This window comes from Tardiphaga sp. 37S4, from assembly GCF_021044645.1.
Taxonomy (GTDB): Bacteria; Pseudomonadota; Alphaproteobacteria; order Rhizobiales; family Xanthobacteraceae; genus Tardiphaga; species Tardiphaga robiniae.
Genome location: NZ_CP088008.1, coordinates 4,761,290 through 4,779,028, shown reverse-complemented (window position 1 = coordinate 4,779,028; position 17,739 = coordinate 4,761,290). Strand labels below are relative to the sequence as shown.

Annotated in this window: 14 protein-coding genes and 1 other RNA gene; 7 read left to right on the top strand and 8 right to left on the bottom strand. The window is 62.9% G+C overall.

The annotated features are described in order from the left end of the window. Positions 1-63: 63 nt before the first annotated feature. Complete coding sequence (gene polA / locus LPB73_RS22745) at positions 64-3,150, bottom strand: DNA polymerase I (protein WP_231078285.1); 3,087 nt, start codon at positions 3,148-3,150, stop codon at positions 64-66. Between the two features lie 139 nt (positions 3,151-3,289). Here polA and LPB73_RS22740 point away from each other — a divergent pair, with 139 nt between their 5' ends. Continuing rightward, positions 3,290-3,895 (top strand): hypothetical protein, encoded by a 606-nt coding sequence (locus tag LPB73_RS22740; protein WP_231078284.1) that lies wholly within the window; start codon positions 3,290-3,292, stop codon positions 3,893-3,895. Between the two features lie 3 nt (positions 3,896-3,898). On the opposite strand, the gene LPB73_RS22735 is transcribed toward LPB73_RS22740, so the two are convergent. Continuing rightward, positions 3,899-4,963: an acyltransferase family protein gene (locus LPB73_RS22735; RefSeq protein WP_231078283.1), complete on the bottom strand. Its 1,065-nt coding sequence runs from the start codon at positions 4,961-4,963 to the stop codon at positions 3,899-3,901. Positions 4,964-5,254: 291 nt separating this feature from the next. On the opposite strand from LPB73_RS22735, the gene hrpB reads away from it, so the two are divergent. The 3 genes from hrpB to LPB73_RS22720 all read left to right on the top strand — a co-directional run bounded on the left by hrpB (position 5,255) and on the right by LPB73_RS22720 (position 10,033). After that, positions 5,255-7,729 (top strand): ATP-dependent helicase HrpB, encoded by a 2,475-nt coding sequence (gene hrpB, locus LPB73_RS22730; protein ID WP_231078281.1) that lies wholly within the window; start codon positions 5,255-5,257, stop codon positions 7,727-7,729. Positions 7,730-7,870: 141 nt separating this feature from the next. Beyond that, positions 7,871-8,389, top strand: coding sequence for a TIGR02281 family clan AA aspartic protease (locus tag LPB73_RS22725; protein ID WP_093759832.1), 519 nt, complete (start codon positions 7,871-7,873; stop codon positions 8,387-8,389). Between the two features lie 144 nt (positions 8,390-8,533). Continuing rightward, positions 8,534-10,033: a phosphomannomutase/phosphoglucomutase gene (locus tag LPB73_RS22720; protein ID WP_231078280.1), complete on the top strand. Its 1,500-nt coding sequence runs from the start codon at positions 8,534-8,536 to the stop codon at positions 10,031-10,033. Positions 10,034-10,090: 57 nt separating this feature from the next. Here LPB73_RS22720 and LPB73_RS22715 read toward each other — a convergent pair whose 3' ends face one another. The 6 genes from LPB73_RS22715 to LPB73_RS22690 form a co-directional block, all read right to left on the bottom strand. Further along, on the bottom strand, positions 10,091-10,972 hold the full coding sequence (locus LPB73_RS22715; protein ID WP_231078279.1) for a LysR family transcriptional regulator: 882 nt from the start codon (positions 10,970-10,972) through the stop codon (positions 10,091-10,093). A gap of 10 nt (positions 10,973-10,982) precedes the next feature. After that, positions 10,983-12,020: a YeiH family protein gene (locus LPB73_RS22710; RefSeq protein WP_231078278.1), complete on the bottom strand. Its 1,038-nt coding sequence runs from the start codon at positions 12,018-12,020 to the stop codon at positions 10,983-10,985. A 145-nt stretch (positions 12,021-12,165) separates the two neighbouring features. After that, complete coding sequence (locus LPB73_RS22705; RefSeq protein WP_089262825.1) at positions 12,166-12,675, bottom strand: Lrp/AsnC family transcriptional regulator; 510 nt, start codon at positions 12,673-12,675, stop codon at positions 12,166-12,168. Between the two features lie 78 nt (positions 12,676-12,753). Further along, complete coding sequence (locus tag LPB73_RS22700) at positions 12,754-13,686, bottom strand: sugar kinase (RefSeq protein ID WP_231078277.1); 933 nt, start codon at positions 13,684-13,686, stop codon at positions 12,754-12,756. Positions 13,687-13,704: 18 nt separating this feature from the next. Continuing rightward, positions 13,705-14,643 (bottom strand): NAD(+) diphosphatase, encoded by a 939-nt coding sequence (nudC, locus tag LPB73_RS22695; protein ID WP_231078275.1) that lies wholly within the window; start codon positions 14,641-14,643, stop codon positions 13,705-13,707. 5 nt (positions 14,644-14,648) lie between these two features. Continuing rightward, on the bottom strand, positions 14,649-15,071 hold the full coding sequence (locus tag LPB73_RS22690; RefSeq protein ID WP_231078274.1) for an HIT domain-containing protein: 423 nt from the start codon (positions 15,069-15,071) through the stop codon (positions 14,649-14,651). A gap of 180 nt (positions 15,072-15,251) precedes the next feature. On the opposite strand from LPB73_RS22690, the gene ffs reads away from it, so the two are divergent. The 3 genes from ffs to LPB73_RS22675 all read left to right on the top strand — a co-directional run bounded on the left by ffs (position 15,252) and on the right by LPB73_RS22675 (position 17,738). Next, positions 15,252-15,348, top strand: an RNA gene (gene ffs, locus LPB73_RS22685) — signal recognition particle sRNA small type. Between the two features lie 170 nt (positions 15,349-15,518). After that, the gene (locus LPB73_RS22680; RefSeq protein ID WP_231078272.1) at positions 15,519-17,396 is read left to right on the top strand and encodes a DNA polymerase III subunit gamma/tau; all 1,878 of its coding nucleotides are present in this window, start codon (positions 15,519-15,521) and stop codon (positions 17,394-17,396) included. Positions 17,397-17,417: 21 nt separating this feature from the next. After that, positions 17,418-17,738, top strand: coding sequence for a YbaB/EbfC family nucleoid-associated protein (locus LPB73_RS22675; RefSeq protein ID WP_089262819.1), 321 nt, complete (start codon positions 17,418-17,420; stop codon positions 17,736-17,738). Position 17,739 lies beyond the last annotated feature (1 nt).

Genomic DNA, 17,739 nt, shown 5'->3' with positions numbered 1-17,739 from the left:
ATGACAATTTTTATGTGGTAGCCGGTCGTGAACTACACGAGCCGGTGCATCTCACATCCGGCGTTAATGTGCCTCTTCCCAGTTATCCGCCGCGCGCGCATCGACCTGCAGTGGCACCGACAGCAGCACCGCCGGGAACGGCGCGTCCTGCATCGTGTGCTGCACGACCGGCAGCGTCGCCGCGACTTCGTCGTCGGGGACCTCGAAGATCAGTTCGTCATGCACCTGCAGCAGCATCTTCGCTGACAGCTTCTTCTCCGCCAGTGCATCTTCCATCCGAGTCATGGCGCGGCGGATGATATCGGCCGCGGTGCCCTGCAGGCGCGCATTGATGGCGGCGCGTTCGTTGAAGGCGCGGATCGAGGCGTTCGAGGCCTTGATGTCGGGGTAATGACATTTACGCCCGAACAGGGTCTGCACATAGCCGTGCTCCCGGCAGAAATCACGCGTCTGGTCCATATAGGCGCGGATGCCCGGGAAGCGCTCGAAGTATTTCTTGATATAGGCTCCGGCTTCCTCGCGGGGGATGCTGAGCTGGTTGGCGAGGCCGAAGGCCGAAATGCCGTAGATGATGCCGAAATTGATCGCCTTGGCGCGGCGGCGGATTTCCGCCGGCATGTCCTTGACCGGCACGCCAAACATTTCCGAAGCCGTCATGGCGTGAATGTCGAGCCCGTCCTGGAAGGCCTGTTTCAGCACAGCGATATCGGCGATCTCTGCCAGCAGTCGCAATTCAATCTGCGAATAATCGGCAGACACCAGCTTGTGGCCGGGCGCGGCGATGAAGGCACGCCTGATCTTGCGGCCATCCTCGGTACGCACCGGAATGTTCTGCAGGTTCGGTTCGTTGGACGACAGGCGTCCCGTGGTCGTCGCTGCCAGCGCGTAGGTGGTGTGAACGCGGTGGGTCTGCGGATGCACGTAATTCGGCAGCGCGTCGGTATAGGTCGAACGCAGTTTCGACACCTGTCGCCAGTCGAGAATCTTGCGCGGGAATTCGTGGCCCTGTTCGGCGAGGTCATCGAGCACCTGCGCGGACGTCGACCAGGCGCCGGTCTTGGTCTTGCTGCCGCCCGGCAGGCCCATCTTGCCGAACAGGATGTCGCCGAGCTGCTTGGGACTGCCGATATTGACCTCTTCGCCGGCAATCTCTCGGATTTCGGCTTCGATGCGCGCAGCGGTCTGCGCGAAGTCGGCCGAGAGTTTCGACAATACCTGACGGTCGATGGAAATGCCGCGGCGCTCCATGCGGGCCAGCACGGAAATCAGCGGCCGCTCCAGCGTTTCATAGACGGTGGTCATGTGCTCGGCCGCAAGCCGCGGCTTCAGCACATTCCACAGCCGCAGCAGCACGTCGGCGTCTTCGGCGGCATAGGCCGTGGCGCGGTCGATCTTGACCTGCTCGAACGTCAGCTTGCCCTTACCGGAGCCGATCAGTTCGCCAAAGGTCAACATGGCATGGCCGAGCCAGATCTCGGCGAGCGCATCGAGGCCATGGGCGTTGCGCCCGGCGTCGAGCGCATAGGACATCAGTTGCACGTCGTCATGATTGCGCAGCGTGATGCCGTGCTGTGCGAGCAGCACCGCGGTAAACTTGATGTTGAAGCCGATCTTCAGCAGGCCCGCGGATTCCAGCACCGGTTTCAGCGCTTCAAGCGCATCGGCAGCCTTGATCTGGTCGGGCTCGAGATCGGCGGCGAACAGGCCTGCGCCATCGCCGGATTGGCGATGGGCCAGCGGCACATAGCAGGCATCATTCGGACCGAGCGACAGCGCGATGCCGACCATGTCGGCCTGCATCGGATCGATCGACGACGCCTTGCATTCGAATGCGACGTGACCGGTATCGAGGATGCGGGAGATCCATAGCTCGAGCTCTTTCAGGGAGCGTACAGGCTGATAGGTCTCGCGCTTCACTGGCATCTTGCGCGCGGCTTCGGCGCGGGCCTTGGCCAGCGAGATCGGGGTGAGGGCAGAACGGTTGGCGTGAACAGGTGCTTCGATATGAGCGCTGCTGCTCGACGGACGCGAGGGACTCCCTCCCCCCCGCGCGGAGCGAAGCTCCGCTAGGCGGGGGAGGGTTGGGGAGGGGGGTGAGCCAAACAGATCGCCCTCGCTTGTGGACCCACCACCCCGGCCCTCCCCCGCAAGGGGGGAGGGGGCGGAGGGCGCGGAGCTGCTCTTCGTCGCGCTGTCGGCCTCCACATCCGCCGGATCGATCTCGGCATATTCAGCGACACGGCGCGTCAGCGTCGAGAATTCCATCGCCTTCAGGAACGCGATCAGCTTGCGTGCGTCGGGCTCATGCACCGCGAGGTCATCGAGCGGCACGTCGAGGGCGACCTTGTCGTCGAGTAGCACGAGCTGCCGCGAGATGCGCGCCTTCTCGGCGTGCTCGATCAGCGACTCACGGCGCTTCGGCTGCTTGATCTCGCCAGCGCGGTTCAGCAGCGTTTCAAGATCGCCATATTCGGTGATCAGTTGCGCAGCGGTCTTGATGCCGATGCCGGGGACACCCGGCACGTTGTCGACGCTGTCGCCGGCCAGTGCCTGCACTTCGACAACCTTGTTCGGCGGCACGCCGAATTTCTCGATCACCTCGGCGATGCCGAGGCGGCGATCCTTCATGGTGTCGTACATGGTGACCTGTTCGGTCACGAGCTGCATCAGATCCTTGTCGGAGGATACGATGGTGGCGGTGGCGCCGCGTTCACCGGCCTCGCGGACATAGGTCGCGATCAGGTCATCGGCTTCGAACCCACCTTGCTCGATGCTCGGCAGGTCGAAGGCGCGGACGGCGTCGCGGATCAGCGCGAATTGCGGGATCAGGTCGTCCGGCGCCGGTGGCCGGTGCGCCTTGTATTCGGGGTAGAGCTTGTTGCGGAAGGTCACTTCCGACTTGTCGAAGATGATCGCCAGATGCGTCGGCCGGTTGTCCGGCGGCATGTCGCGGATCAGCTTCCACAGCATGTTGCAGAAGCCCAGCACCGCATTGACCTGCAGCCCGTCGGATTTGCGGTTCAGCGGCGGCAGTGCGTGATAGGCGCGGAAAATATAGGACGAGCCGTCGACCAGAAAGACATGGTCACCCTTCGCGAGGGCCTTGACGGTGGCGGGCTTGGCGGCGGCTGTTTCTGAGGTTTTCGGCATGGCCGCAACTTAAGGATTTTCGCCGGAAATGACAGTCTGTCAGCCAGTCATCCCGCCGGTTTTTGTGATGCCGCCCGGCTTGCGTCGCGCCCTGTTCCATGTGCCCTTGCGCCGGTCATTGCCAATCGAAGGACCATTCATGCCCGAGCTCGCTGAACTGATGGACAAGTTGAAGGGCGTGGAGGCCGAGATCGAGGCCGAGCTGACCCGCCGGCGGGAAGAGCTGCGCTTCCGTTTCGAGCGGCGCAAGATTGTCTTCGAGCAGGATATCGAGAAGCTGCAGCGCGCCATCAAGGTGGGGGCGTCGAAATACCTCTTCAGCGCCAATCCGCTGATCGTGTTGTCCGCTCCGGTGATCTATTCACTGATCATCCCCTTCGTACTGATCGATCTCTGGGTGATGGCCTATCAGGCGGTCTGCTTTCCGATCTACGGTATCCCCAAGGTGCGGCGGCGCGACTATCTGGTGTTCGACCGGCATCACCTCGCTTATCTCAACATCATCGAGAAGGTGAACTGCGCCTATTGCTCATACTGTAACGGCGTGGCCGCCTTCGTGCGCGAGGTTGCCGCGCGCACCGAGGTTTATTGGTGTCCGATCAAGCATGCGCGCCGCGTGCTCGGCCCGCATCCGCATTATGTCGGATTTGCAGATTTCGGCGATGCGGAAGCTTTCCGCGCCAAAATTGAGGGCATGAAGGACGGCGTGAAGCTCGATGACGGAAGGTCGCCGACGGCGGTGTAAGTTCTACTCCGCCGCCTGCAGCGTCGCGCTTTTCTTTTTCGGCGCAATCCAGAACGCGGCCGGGCGCTCGAACAGGAAGTTCGCACGGACCATCAGCGCGAGCCTCCAGATCACCAGCGCGCCGATGACGCCGCAGAGTGTCACCAGCAGCGAGATCGTGCCGATGTCGAACGGGCTGAATTTCAGCAACAGCGCGCGGGATGTCGCCATCGGCAGGAAGAAGGCGAGATAGATCACGATGGAATGCTCGCCGAAGAAGCGGATGAAGCCGAGCCACTGCATCTTCGCTAGCAGCGTGCCCATCACGATGATCGCGACCGCGCCGGCAAAGCCGAGCATCAGCGAGATCACTGGCCATTCGCTGCAGCCGTCATAGACGAGAGCGGCATTGACCAGCGCCCAGGCCGCAAGGCCGACCAGCGCCATCACTGGTTTGGCCCGTGCGCGATCGGACAGCGCGAAGACCTGCGTCGCGAACAGGTAGCCCGAATAGAAATAGACGAAGCGCGAGCAGAACTCGTCGATCATCGTCCAGCCGGTGCTGATATGCGCCATCTCCAGTGCGGCGGCGATGCCCCAGATCAGCAGCGGCGGCACGCGCCGCGCCAGCTTGGTGACGATGAAGAACACCGGCAGCATATAGATAAACCACAGCGTACCGAACGGCTCGATGTAGGAGATCAGATAGAGATTGGCGACGTAGGCCCAGCCGTGTTCGGCAGCAAAGCCGGGCGCCTTGAAGCCGAACTGGATGGTCACCCACAGCACATAGAAATACAGGAAGTGGACGACCTTGCGGTCGAGATAGGTCCGCCAGTCGCGGTCGATGACACGGGCCAGAAAGAGCCCGGAGATCAGGAAGAAATCCGGCATCCGGAACGGTTTGGCGAAGGCCACCAGCAGATGCATGTAGCCGGTCTGGCCGGCGGCCAGTTCGACGCCCAGCACCGAATGCATCATCACCACCATGATGATGCAGATGCCCTTGGCGTAATCGACCCAGTCGATTCGCTCTGTCCCTGACAGCGCCGCGCGATCGGCGACGGCGAAGGTGCCACTGGTGGTCATCGGTATCCCCTGTTCGGCGCTTCTTTTGGCCGGATCATGAGACGAGATCGGTTTCAATTGCCTTTCTCTAAACCCCAAATATGCCCCGCAAATGGTCGCGGCAGGGCGAGTTTGGCGGGGTGGTTAACGGGCGTTAAGGAGTGGGGAATGGGGCGCAACGTCCTCTCCACCGTTATCGCCGGGCTTGACCCGGCGATCCATCTTCTCGCGAAGCAAGATGGATACGCGGGTCAAGCCCGCGTATGACACCTGAGATTGGTATGCCCCCGAGAACATCGCGAAGATGACGATTTGACCCGAACCTTCGATACATCCCTGCCCATCGATGCTGTGCTCGACGACCTGTCAGGCGCGCTGGAGGCCGGCAACGCCGCGGTGCTGGTGGCGCCGCCGGGCGCCGGCAAGACCACGCGCGTGCCGCTGGCGCTACTCGATGCGCCGTGGCTGAAGGGCAGGAAGATCATCATGCTGGAGCCGCGGCGCATTGCAGCCCGCGCCAGCGCCGAGCGGATGGCGAAAACGCTGGGCGAGCGCGTCGGCGAGACCGTCGGCTATCGCGTCCGCTTCGGCTCCAAGATCTCGCGCAACACCCGGATCGAAGTAGTCACCGAAGGCATCTTCTCGCGGCAGATCCTCGACGATCCCGAGTTGAAGAATATCGGCGCGGTACTGTTCGACGAATTTCACGAGCGCTCGCTCGATGCCGATATGGGCCTCGCGCTCGCGCGCGATGCGCAGACCGGATTGCGCGAGGATCTGCGCATCCTGGTGATGTCGGCAACCATCGACGGCGCACGTATCGCGAAGCTGCTTGGCGATGCACCGGTCATTGCCAGCGAGGGGCGGGCCTATCCCGTGGAGACGCGCTATCTCGGCCGCAAGCCCGACATCCAGCTCGAGCGGCAGATGGCCGACGCCATCGCGACGGCCTTGCGTGCCGATCCCGGCTCGGTGCTGGCCTTCCTGCCGGGTGCCGCGGAAATCCGTCGCACGCAGAACTTTCTCGCCGAGCGCGTGCAGGACGCGTCCATCGAGATCGTCCCTTTATTCGGTGCACTCGATGCCGGCGTACAGGACCGTGCCATCCAGCCCGCGCCCAAGGGACAGCGCAAGGTGGTGCTGGCAACCTCGATTGCCGAGACCTCGCTGACCATCGAAGGCGTGCGCATCGTGGTGGATTCCGGCGTCGCCCGTGTGCCGCGCTATGAGCCGGATATCGGACTGACGCGGCTGGAGACCGTGCGGGCCTCGCGCGCTGCGGTCGATCAGCGCCGCGGCCGCGCCGGCCGGACCGAGCCCGGCATCTGCTACCGGCTATGGGACGAGCCGCAGACTGCCTCATTGCCCGCCTACACACAGCCGGAAATTCTCAGCGCGGATCTGTCCACGCTGGTGCTCGATCTCGCGCAATGGGGCGTCAGCGATCCCGCGCAACTGACCTTCCTCGATCCGCCGCCCGCGCCGGCGCTGAAGGAAGCGCGCGGCCTGCTCGGCGAGCTCGGCGCGCTCGATGGTGATGGCCGTATTACCGAGGAAGGCCATGCGCTGCGCGCGCTGGCGCTGCCGCCGCGGCTGGCGCGCATGATCGTGGATTCGGCGCGGTTTGGTTATGGCGAGGAGGCGTCCGAGATCGCTGCGGTCCTTACTGAACGTGGCCTTGGTGGCGACAGCGTCGATCTCGACCACCGCCTCGATCAATTCCGCCGCGACCGCTCGCAGCGCGCCGGTAGCGCCCGGCAGCTCGCAGAGCGCTGGGCGTCGCAGGTTGAAAAATCCTCTTCTGCCCAAGAGAACGAGGAGCTTTCCACCGGCACCATGCTCGCTTTCGCCTTCCCGGATCGCATGGCCAAGAACCGCGGCAATGGCAGTTTCGTGCTGGCCAATGGTCGCGGGGCGTCGATCGAACAAAGCGCCGCGCTTGCGCGGGCGCCTTACATCGCCGTTGCCGAACTCACCGGAACCGCCGCCAATGGCCGCATCCTGCTGGCAGCGCCGATCGCGCAGGCCAATATCGAAACGCGCTTCGCCGATCAGATCGAGAATACCGACGATGTCAGTTTCGATCGCGCATCGATGTCGCTGCGTGGCCGTCGCAAGCGTGTGCTGCATGCGATCACGTTGTCGGAAGCACCGTTCACGCTGAAACCGTCCGAAGACACCGCGCGTGTCTTCGCCGACGGTCTGGTCGCCGCGGGTATCGACCGCCTGCCATGGTCCAAGGCGCTGCAGCAGTGGCGCGGACGCGTGATGTTCCTGCGTGCGTCGGAAGGCGACGCGTGGCCCGATCTGTCCGACACTGCGCTTGCCGCGACGCGCGAAAGCTGGCTGATGCCGGCGCTGTTCGACAAGATCTCGCTGAAGGACTTTTCGGCGGGCGATCTGTCCGACGCCGTGATGGGCCTGCTGCCCTGGGATCTGCGCGCGCGGCTCGACAAGGAAGCGCCAACGCATTTCGAGGCGCCGACGGGGACGGTACTGGCGATCGATTACGAAGCCGAGCAGGGGCCGACCATTGCGGTCCGTCTGCAGGAATTGTTCGGGCTCAACACCCATCCGTCGGTCGCCAAGGGCAAGGTGCCGCTGGTGCTGGAATTGCTGTCGCCGGCGCAGCGGCCGGTGCAGGTGACGCGCGATCTACCGGGCTTCTGGCGGGGCAGCTACCTCGACGTGCGCTCGGACCTTCGCGGCCGCTATCCGCGACATCCCTGGCCGGAAGATCCCGCCAATGCGCTGCCGACGCGCCGCGTGAAGCCGCGCGGGACGTGATCATCAGGCAAAGTGCCGCTCATTAACGCTTCGCTCATCCTTTTCGCGAAAATAGCAGTCTGTAAGACCGTCCTGAACGGACGGTGGTGAGCCCGTGTGATGAACTCGCGGTTCCCCTGATTGCGTTCAGTGAGGTTGCGTATGCGTAGTATCATGTTCTTCGCGGCGATCCTGATCGGTCTGGGCACCGTGATGGCGCAGATGGCCGACAAGATGACGGCGACGACGCCGGCCATGGCGAAGGCGTCATCCCCCGCACCCACCACACAGGCCAATGCAAAGGCCGGTGTCCGCAGCCTGTCGATTGCGCGCGATGCGCGCGGTCACTTCCAGACTGAGGGGAGTATCGAGGGCCAGCGCATCGGTTTCATGGTCGATACTGGCGCGTCCGTCATCGCATTGAATGAAAAGTCGGCGGCACGATTTGGTTTGCGTCCGTCGCGTGCTGATTATAACGCCACGGTGACAACGGCGAACGGAACGCTGAAGGCTGCGCGCACGCGAATCGCTGTCGTGCAGGTCGGTGAGCTGACCGTGCGTGATGTCGATGCGATGGTGCTGCCCGATGAGGCACTGTCCGAGAATCTGCTCGGCCTGTCGTTTCTCTCGAAGTTGAAACGCTTCGAATATGCAAATGGCCGGATGGTACTCGAACAGTAGTACCTCATATCCCCCACGCATTCACGCCGCAGCCCAATTCTAAACAAACTCGCATTCTTGAATGCCCGTGCTCCTTCCCACAGGCGTGCGCAAAGGCTAAGCCTGCGCATTCAAGATTGATCCCAATTGATGCGAGGTCCTGCGATGTTTCCGAAGCCGAAGCCCTTGCTCGTGCCGAATACCTACGCTTACGAATCCGAGCCGATGGTAAAGGCCACGGGTTTTCGCGAATATGACGCGCGCTGGCTGTTCGGCAAGGAAATCAACCTGATGGGCATTCAGGCGCTGGGCATGGGGCTCGGCGCGCTGATTGCAGAACTCGGCCAGAAGCAGGAAATCGTCACCGGACATGATTTCCGTGGCTACTCCGCCTCGATCAAATACGCGCTGATGACGGGCCTGATGGCCGCCGGCTGCAAGGTCCATGATATCGGCCTCGCGGTAACGCCGATGGCCTATTTCGCGCAGTTCGATCTCGATGTGCCCTGTGTCGCCATGGTGACGGCCTCGCATAACGACAATGGCTGGACCGGTGTGAAGATGGGCGCCAGCAAGCCGCTGACCTTCGGTCCGGACGAGATGACCCGGCTGAAGGAAATCGTGCTCAATGCCGAGTTCAAGAACAAGGCCGGTGGTTCCTATCAATTCCACGAAAACTATCCGGCGCGTTATATCGCCGATCTCACCAATCGCCCGAAGCTGAAGCGCAAGCTGAAGGTTGTCGTGGCTTGCGGGAACGGCACTGCCGGCGCTTTCGCACCACAAGTGATGGAAGCGATCGGCTGCGAGGTGATCCCGCTCGATACAGAGCTCGATCACACCTTCCCGAAATACAATCCGAACCCGGAAGACATGGAGATGCTGCATGCGATCCGCGATGCGGTGCTTGAACACAAGGCCGATGTCGGTCTCGGTTTCGACGGTGACGGCGATCGCTGCGGTGTTGTCGACAACACCGGCGAGGAAATTTTCGCCGACAAGGTCGGCGTGATGCTCGCGCGCGATATGTCCGCGGTCCACAAGGATGCGACCTTCGTGGTCGACGTGAAATCGACCGGTCTGTTCGTGACCGATCCGGTGCTGCAGAAGCAGAATGCGAAGACGACCTATTGGAAGACCGGCCACTCCTACATGAAGCGCCGCACCAATGAGCTGAATGCACTCGCCGGCTTCGAGAAGTCCGGTCACTTCTTCTTCAATGCGCCCGTGGGGCGTGGTTATGACGACGGCCTCGTCTCGGCGATTACGATCTGCGAAATGATGGACCGCGCGCCGGGCAAGACCATGGCCGATCTCAAGGAGGCGCTGCCGAAGACCTGGTCGTCGCCGACCATGTCGCCGCATTGTGCCGACGAGACCAAATACGGCGTCGTCGCTGCGGTGGTGAAGCATTTCGAGGATGCGCAAAAGAAAGGCGACAAGGTCGCAGGACAATCGATCCGCGATCTCGTCACGGTCAACGGCGTGCGCGTCACCTGCGAGGACGGCAGCTGGGGTCTGGTGCGGGCGTCATCAAATAAGCCGGAGCTGGTGGTCGTGGTCGAAAGCCCGGTCTCCGAAGCGCGGATGCACGACATGTTCGAAGCCATGAATGTGGTGCTGCGGACGCATCCGGAAGTCGGCGCGTATAACCAGACGATCTGATTCTCGACGACGCTTGGCGGCGCTCCGCTCACCTCTCCCCGGCGGGGAGAGGTTAAGTTAGGGCGTTGCAATCATCTCCGACATCTCCCTTGCCGCCTGCGTCACATAGCGCTCCTTGTGGCGCAGCTGGATGAAGCGCCGTGTTGGCAGCGAGGCTTCGAGGGCGATGAGATCGCCGCTGCCGATCAAGGCGGCGGCAGCCAGGCGTGAGATGATGCTCGCACCAGCGCCGGCCACGACGGCCGCGCAGACGGCTTCGTTCGATGGCAGCTCCATGGCAACGCGAATGTGGTCAGGCGCGATTCCTGATTGGTCCAGCACCGATTGCGCGATGGCGCGCGTGCCGGAGCCGGCTTCACGCAGCACCCAGTCTGCCTCGGCGAACTGACCCGGTACGACAGCATGTTGCTTCGCCCATGGATGCGATTGACCGACCACCAGCACAAGTTCGTCGTCGCCCACGGGCTGGGTCGCGAGCGCCGGATCGTCAACCGCGCCTTCAACGATGCCGAGATCGACTTCGCCATCGCGCACCCAGTCGGCCACCTGTTCGGTATTTCCGATGCGGAGGCTGAGGTCGATGCCGGGGAAGTGCTGGCGATAGCGCGCCATGATGGGTGGTAGAAAATAGTTGCCGACGGTCTGGCTCGCGGCCAGCGCAAGGGAGCCGCGCGTCATGCCGGCCATATCGGTGAGGACGGTCGTCGCGGCGGCAGCGCGTGCCAGCACGGCCCGGGCTTCGATCAGAAAGGCGCGGCCAATCTCGGTCAATTCGATGCGGCGGCCGACGCGGTGAAACAGCTGCGTCGCATAGCGCGTTTCCAGCGCCGCAATGGCGGCGCTGGTGGCCGATTGGGTGAGATGCAGACTCTCGGCAGCCCGCGTCATGTGCTCGTGTTCGGCGACGGCGACGAATATCCGGAGCTGTTCGAGCGTCATGGCATCTCCGTCAGGTAGTCAGTTTCACCAGCATGAGGCTGAAGCCGGCAATGAACAGGAAGGCTGCGGCGCCGAGCAGCAGCGGGCGCAGGCCCTTGGCGCGCAGCTTCTGGATATTGGTTTCCAGCCCCATTGCGGCGAGCGCCATGGTCAACAGGAAGGTCGTGATCGGAATGATCAGGCTCATAGCTGCATGCGGCACGTCAACGAGGCTATTCAGGATCACCATCGCCACGAAGCCGAAGGCGAACCACGGCATCGGCACCTTGGCGCTGCCGGATTCCGCGCCGATGGCGCGTGCGCGCTGTGTCGCCAGCAGGCCAAGTGTGATCACCACCGGTGCCAGCATCATCACGCGCGCGAGTTTCGCGACGGTACCGAATTCGCCGGCGTCGCGGCTCTGCTGGAAGGTGGCCGCGACCACCTGCGCGATCTCGTGGATCGATGCGCCAGCCCAAAGCCCGAAATGATGTGGGTCGAGCTGCAGCACGCTACCGAGTAGCGGATAGACGAACATGGCGATCGAGCCAAAGATGGTGACGCAGGCGACCGCGTAGGCGACATCCTCATCGGGCGCGCGGGTCACGGTGTTGGTTGCGATCACGGCGGACGCGCCGCAAATCGATGTGCCGGCGGCGATCAGTTCGACCAGTCTGCGGTCGATACCCATCGCGCGGCCAAGCCATGTGGTGAAGATGAAGGTTGTAAGGAGCGTCGCCGCGATCACCGCGAAGCCGATGCCGCCAACTTCCAGCAACTGCGCCGCGGTGAGCTGCAGGCCGAGCAGGATGATGGCGAAGCGCAGGATGCTGCGCATGGAGAAACTGATGCCGGCTTTGGCCGCAGCCGGCGCGCCGGATGTGTTCTGGATCGCGATACCGATGCCGATGGCCAGGATCATCGGACTGGCGACGCCGACATAGGGGATTTCACGCAAAGCGAATGCGACGCCAGCGATTGCGGCCGTGAGCGCCAATCCGGGGAGAAGCGGGAGGCTGCGAGCAGCAAGCGGGCTGGTGCGGTTCGCATCTTGGGCAAGAACGGTCATGGGCCAAACTCCGGTTTGGCCACATCCTCATGCCGTTTGATCAATAAATCTAATTGATCATTATTGTTGATTCAATCGAATTATATGATTGATTTGTTTCGGCGTCGTCGCCCGGTCCGACAGGGCGACGACAGCGCGGTATTTCTCAAGCAGCCGGCATGGGCGGCACCGGCAGTGCCGTGACCGACTTGATCTTCTCCATGGCGAAGCGGGAGGTGACGTTCTTCAAGGCCACGGCACTGATCAGCTTCTTGTAGAAGATGTCGTAGCTCTGCATGTCGGCCACGACCACGCGCAGCATGTAGTCGACGTCGCCGGCCATCCGGTAGAATTCCATGACTTCGGGCATGGCGCTCACGGCATCGGCGAACTTCTTCAGCCAGGCGTCGGAATGGTCGCCGCTCTCCACCGAGACAAACACCGAGATACCGAGGCCGATCTTGTTCTGATCGACCAGGGCAACCCGGCGGAGGATCACGCCATCGGCCTCGAGGCGCTGGATGCGCTTCCAGCACGGTGTCGACGAAAGCCCCACGCGGTCGCCGATCTCGGCCACCGACAGCGAGGCGTCTTCCTGCAGGACGGTCAGGATCTTGCGATCGATCGCATCGAGGCGGCGGGTGGATTCAAGGGGCTGGTCGGCGACATCGGTCATGGGAAGAACTTTGTTCTAATTATGGGGTCGAGTAACCTCATATATAGAACATTCTTCCAAGGCAAGCCCTGTACCGCCTCAGCTAAGGGCGCCGACTCTGGATTCCCTCAAAAGCTGTTCGACTTCAGCACGTTGCGGGCAGGCAAAAGCACCGCCATAGCGGGTGCATTTCAGGGCCGCGGCGGCGGAGGCGAAGCGCAGCGCCTCCGGTACCGACTTGCCGCCCGCGAATTCCAGCGCGAAGGCGCCATGGAAAATGTCGCCGGCGCCGAGGGTGTCCACGGTGTGAACGGGGAAGGCCGGGGTTTCCTTGGGATGTCCCTGCTCGTCGAGCCACAGGGTGCCCTTGGGGCCGCGGGTGACAGCAAGGAAGGACGAGGTGAGCGTCGCCATCTTCTGCAGCGCTTTCAGATTGTCGGTGATGCCGGCGGTCGATTGCAGCGCATCGTCCGAGAAGATCAGGTGCGAGGAGGCGGTCAGCAGGCCCTCGCGCTGCGACAGCGTGCTGTCGATGTCGACGACGACGGGAATGCCGCGATGACGTGCCTCGATGCACAGCTCGGTGGCAAAGCCGGCGCAGCGGCTCTCGACCAGAATGGCGTTGCAGTCCTTCAACAGCAGGTCGTGGTCGGGCAGCTTTACCTTCCAGAGTTCGGGATCGCGAAAGGTGACGATGGTGCGCTCGCCCGAAGGGTCGATCATGACGGCCGAGATCGGTGTCACCAGACCCGGCATATGCACCAGATGCGCGGAGTCGATGCCTTCCTTGGCGAGGTCATCGAACAGAAACTGGTCGGCGGTCTCGTTCTTGTCGCCCATCGGCCCGGTCATCGACGCCCGGCCACCCAGCCGGCTGACGCCGATGGCGGCGTTGAGCGCATTGCCGCCGATGATCTGGGCGAAACGTTGGGAGGGGAATTTCTGGCCACGCCCCGGGACGGCTTCGACGGCAAAGGTCAGGTCGCGAACCGGCAGGCCGATACACAATACGTGGACAGGCTTGGCACTCATGAAGGATTCCCCGTGTGGTCAGGCTTGGTCGGGATGCAGCCAGCGACCGAGCAGATGATGCGCGATGGCGAATGGGTGCGGCCCCGCGAGCCCGTCCGGGTGTTCGCGTTTCCACATCAGCATCGCCTCGTCACGGTCAAACCACCGGGCGTCCTCAAGTTCCATCTTGTCGACGGTAATCTCGTCGCTGATGGCGCGCGCCGAACAGCCGATCATCAGGGATGACGGGTAGGGCCAGGGCTGCGTCATGTAATAGGTGACGTCGGTGCAGCGGATGCCGGATTCCTCGAAGATCTCGCGCTTCACCGCGTCCTCGATGGTCTCGGCCGCTTCGACGAAACCGGCAAGGCAGGAATACATGCCCGGAGCGAACTGCTTCTGGCGGCCGAGCAGGCACTTGTCGCCCTTCTCCACCAACATGATGACGACAGGATCGGTACGCGGGAAATGCTCGGTCTTGCAGCTCGGGCAAACGCGCTTCCAGCCGCCTTCGGCCATCGACGACTTGGCGCCGCAATTGGCGCAAAACCCGTGGCGCTGATGCCAGGAGACGAGCGACTTGGCCTGTGCAACCGCCGAAAGCTGCTCCGGCGGCACCATGCCCTGCATGGCCATGCCGCGGAGTTCGCTGACGACGACATCGTCGCGGGTCAGCAGCTTTTCCACTGCGGGTGCGCCGATGCCCATGCCGAATACGGCATCGCCATCACGTAGGCCCAGAAAGACAGTGCCAGGATTGGCGCCGAATTTCAGCGCCTCGTCGATGGTCAGCAGCGCGCGCTGGGCATCGCCATCCTTCTTCATGACCAGCGAGTCGCGGTAGATCACATAAGCGCGCGAGGAGCTTTTGCCCTCCAGCGCGAACAGTTTCTCGTCGCTGAAGCGCAGATGCGCGGCGCGGTCGAGCGTGTCGGAGACGAAGGCCGGACGGCCGAGCGGAAACAGCTTGCTTGTCATGATGGTCAACCGAGCCAGATCTTGCGGCGGAGTTCTGAGATGAAGCGCTGCACTTCTGCCGCGTCATGGGCGAGTGGTGGCATCACGCCCCAGATCGGCCGAGGCCAGGCGGCATCGGTCTTGCGGCGCGCGATGATGTGGACGTGCAACTGCGGCACCATGTTGCCGAGCGCCGCGACATTGAGCTTGTCGCATTTGGTGATTTCTTTGAGCGCGCGGCCGACGCGGTTGATCTCGGTCACCAACTGGCCCTGCGCGACCTCGTCGAGATCGATGATCTCGGTCGTGTCGGCGCGGCGCGGCACCAGCATCAGCCAGGGGTAGTGCGCGTCCTTCACCACCAGCACGCGGCTGAGAGGGAGGTCGCCGATGTCGATGGTGTCTTGTTGCAGCTGCTCGTGCAGCGACCAGGAGGAGGGAGCGGCCATTCTGACTCTCGATTAAGGCGCACAGCGTCGCAGGAAGCGGCTGCGCAGACAACTCCCGTCATGGCCGGTTTTGCGCGTCTGGACCACGTTTTCTTGCGGCTTTCCTGCGCAAAACTTGCGGCGGACTTGCGACACGCGCCGCGCTTGCTTTCCGACCATTTTGGCCCCAAATAAGCACCGGGAGATTGGCGGTGGACGAGCCACTCGCCAATCGGGTCAGGTCCGGAAGGAAGCAGCCCTAACGAGATCCGGATCGGGTCGCTCGTCAGTCTCCTACTTGTTTTATCGAGCAAATTCAGCGTCCTGCACATGGGTCGTTAGCTCGGTGGGCGCCTTGTTCGATGAGTGAGGCAGCATCGAAGGCCGGAACCTGTGTCCCGTTCCGCCTATGATGCGCCAGATGTTCCGCAAGCCGGCTTTACGAGACAACACATTGCGGATTCCTCGATGACCGACGCTGGCACGTCCCCTCCTGATGATCACCAGAGCGGTTTCGATATGGGCGCTGCCCCGTCGCCTGCTGCCGCCACGCCCTATCGCGTGCTCGCGCGTAAATACCGCCCCGGCAGTTTCGACGATCTGATCGGCCAGGAAGCGCTGGTCCGCACCGTTTCCAACGCGTTCGAGACCGGCCGGATTCCGCAGGCTTGGATCCTTACCGGTGTCCGCGGTGTCGGCAAGACAACGACGGCGCGTATTCTGGCGCGCGCGCTGAATTATGAAATGGCCGATGGCTCGGTCAAAGGCCCGACCATCCATATGCCGACGCCGGGCATCCATTGCCAGGCGATCATGGAAAGCCGGCATATCGACATTCTCGAAATGGACGCCGCGAGCCACACCGGCGTCGACGATGTTCGCCAGATCAATGACAGCGTCCGCTATGCGCCATCCAGCGCGCGCTACAAGGTCTACATCATCGACGAAGTCCACATGTTGTCGACCGCCGCCTTCAACGCGTTCCTGAAGACGCTGGAAGAGCCGCCGGAACACGCCAAGTTCGTGTTCGCCACGACCGAAATCCGTAAGGTGCCGGTGACGGTGCTGTCGCGCTGCCAGCGCTTCGACCTGCGCCGCGTCGATGCCGACGTGCTGATGTCGCATCTGTCGAACATCGCGGGCAAAGAGAATGTCGAGGTCGAGCCGGAAGCGCTGGGCATCATCGCCCGCGCCGCCGAAGGCTCGGTGCGCGATTCGCTGTCGCTGTTCGATCAGGCGATTGCGCATGCCGCGGGCACGGTCCGCGCCGATGCTGTGCGGCAGATGCTCGGCCTTGCTGACCGCACCCGCGTGATCGACTTGTTCGATTCGCTGGCGCGCGGTGACATCGCCAGTGCATTTAAGGAATTTCGCGAACAATACGACGTCGGCGCTGATCCGATTGTGGTGCTGAGCGATCTTGCCGAATTCGTCAATTTCGTCACCCGCGTGAAGATCGTGCCGGCAACCGCCGACAATGTCGCGTTTGGAGAGACCGAACGTCTGCGCGCGCGCGATTTCGCCTCGAAGCTGTCGATGCGGGTGCTGTCGCGGATGTGGCAGATGCTGCTCAAGGGCATCACCGAGGTGCAGGGCGCGACGCGTCCCGCCGCCGCCGCAGAGATGGTGCTGGTGCGCATCGCTTACGTTGCCGATCTGCCGACGCCGGATGAAGCGATCCGGATGCTCGACCAGAATGGCGGGACGTCGCCGATGATCCCAACGAATGGTGGAGGCCGTGCCGCGCCATCGTCCGCTCCCTCGGCATCTTTGCCGTCAGCGCAGATGCCGTCCGCCATGCCGACGATGTCAGCGAGTGCGTCGCGTGGTCCGACCATGCAGCGCGGCGGCGCGGAACCATCGCCGCGGCCGCAAGTCGGCATGGCAGATGCACCGCCCGCAGCGGTGCTGAAGATTTCCACCTTCCCTGAACTCGTCGCACTGGCCGGCGAGAAACGCGACCTGATGGTGCGCGGAGCGCTCGAAGCCGATGTGCGCCTGATCAGGATTGAGGACGGGCGGCTTGAGCTGGCGATGGAGCGCACCGCGTCGCGCACGCTGATCAACGATCTGTCGCGGAAGCTCGAACAGTGGACCGGCCGGCGTTGGGCCGTGATCGTGTCCAACGAGCAGGGACAGCCGACGCTGCGCGATCAGCAGCTCGAGCAGAAGAACGAACGCCAGCGCGCGGCGGAAGCCGATCCGCGGGTCAAGGAAGTGCTGGCACGGTTTCCGCGTGCGAAGGTCGAGGTTCGTGTCATCGCCCCTGAGCCGCCGGACTTCAACGGCAGCGATAGCGACCTGATCAGCGATGACGCGACCGACGGTCTCAACGACGACGATTAATCGAACTGCGAAGGAAAACTCATGGCTGATTTTCTCGGCATGATGAAACAGGCAGCGCAGCTGCAATCGAAGATGAAGGCGATGCAGGACGAGCTCGACCATGTCGAGGTCGAAGGCATTTCCGGCGGTGGTCTCGTGTCGGTCCGCATGACCGCGAAGACCGAGGTGAAGGCCGTGAAGATCGACCCGTCGCTGGTCAAAGCCGATGAAGTCGAGATTCTGGAAGACCTACTGGTGACTGCATTGGGCGATGCGCGCCGGAAGGCGGAAGCCGCGATGCAGGAGAAGATGCAGGCGCTGACCGGCGGCCTCGGTCTGCCACCGGGGATGGGCCTCACCTGAG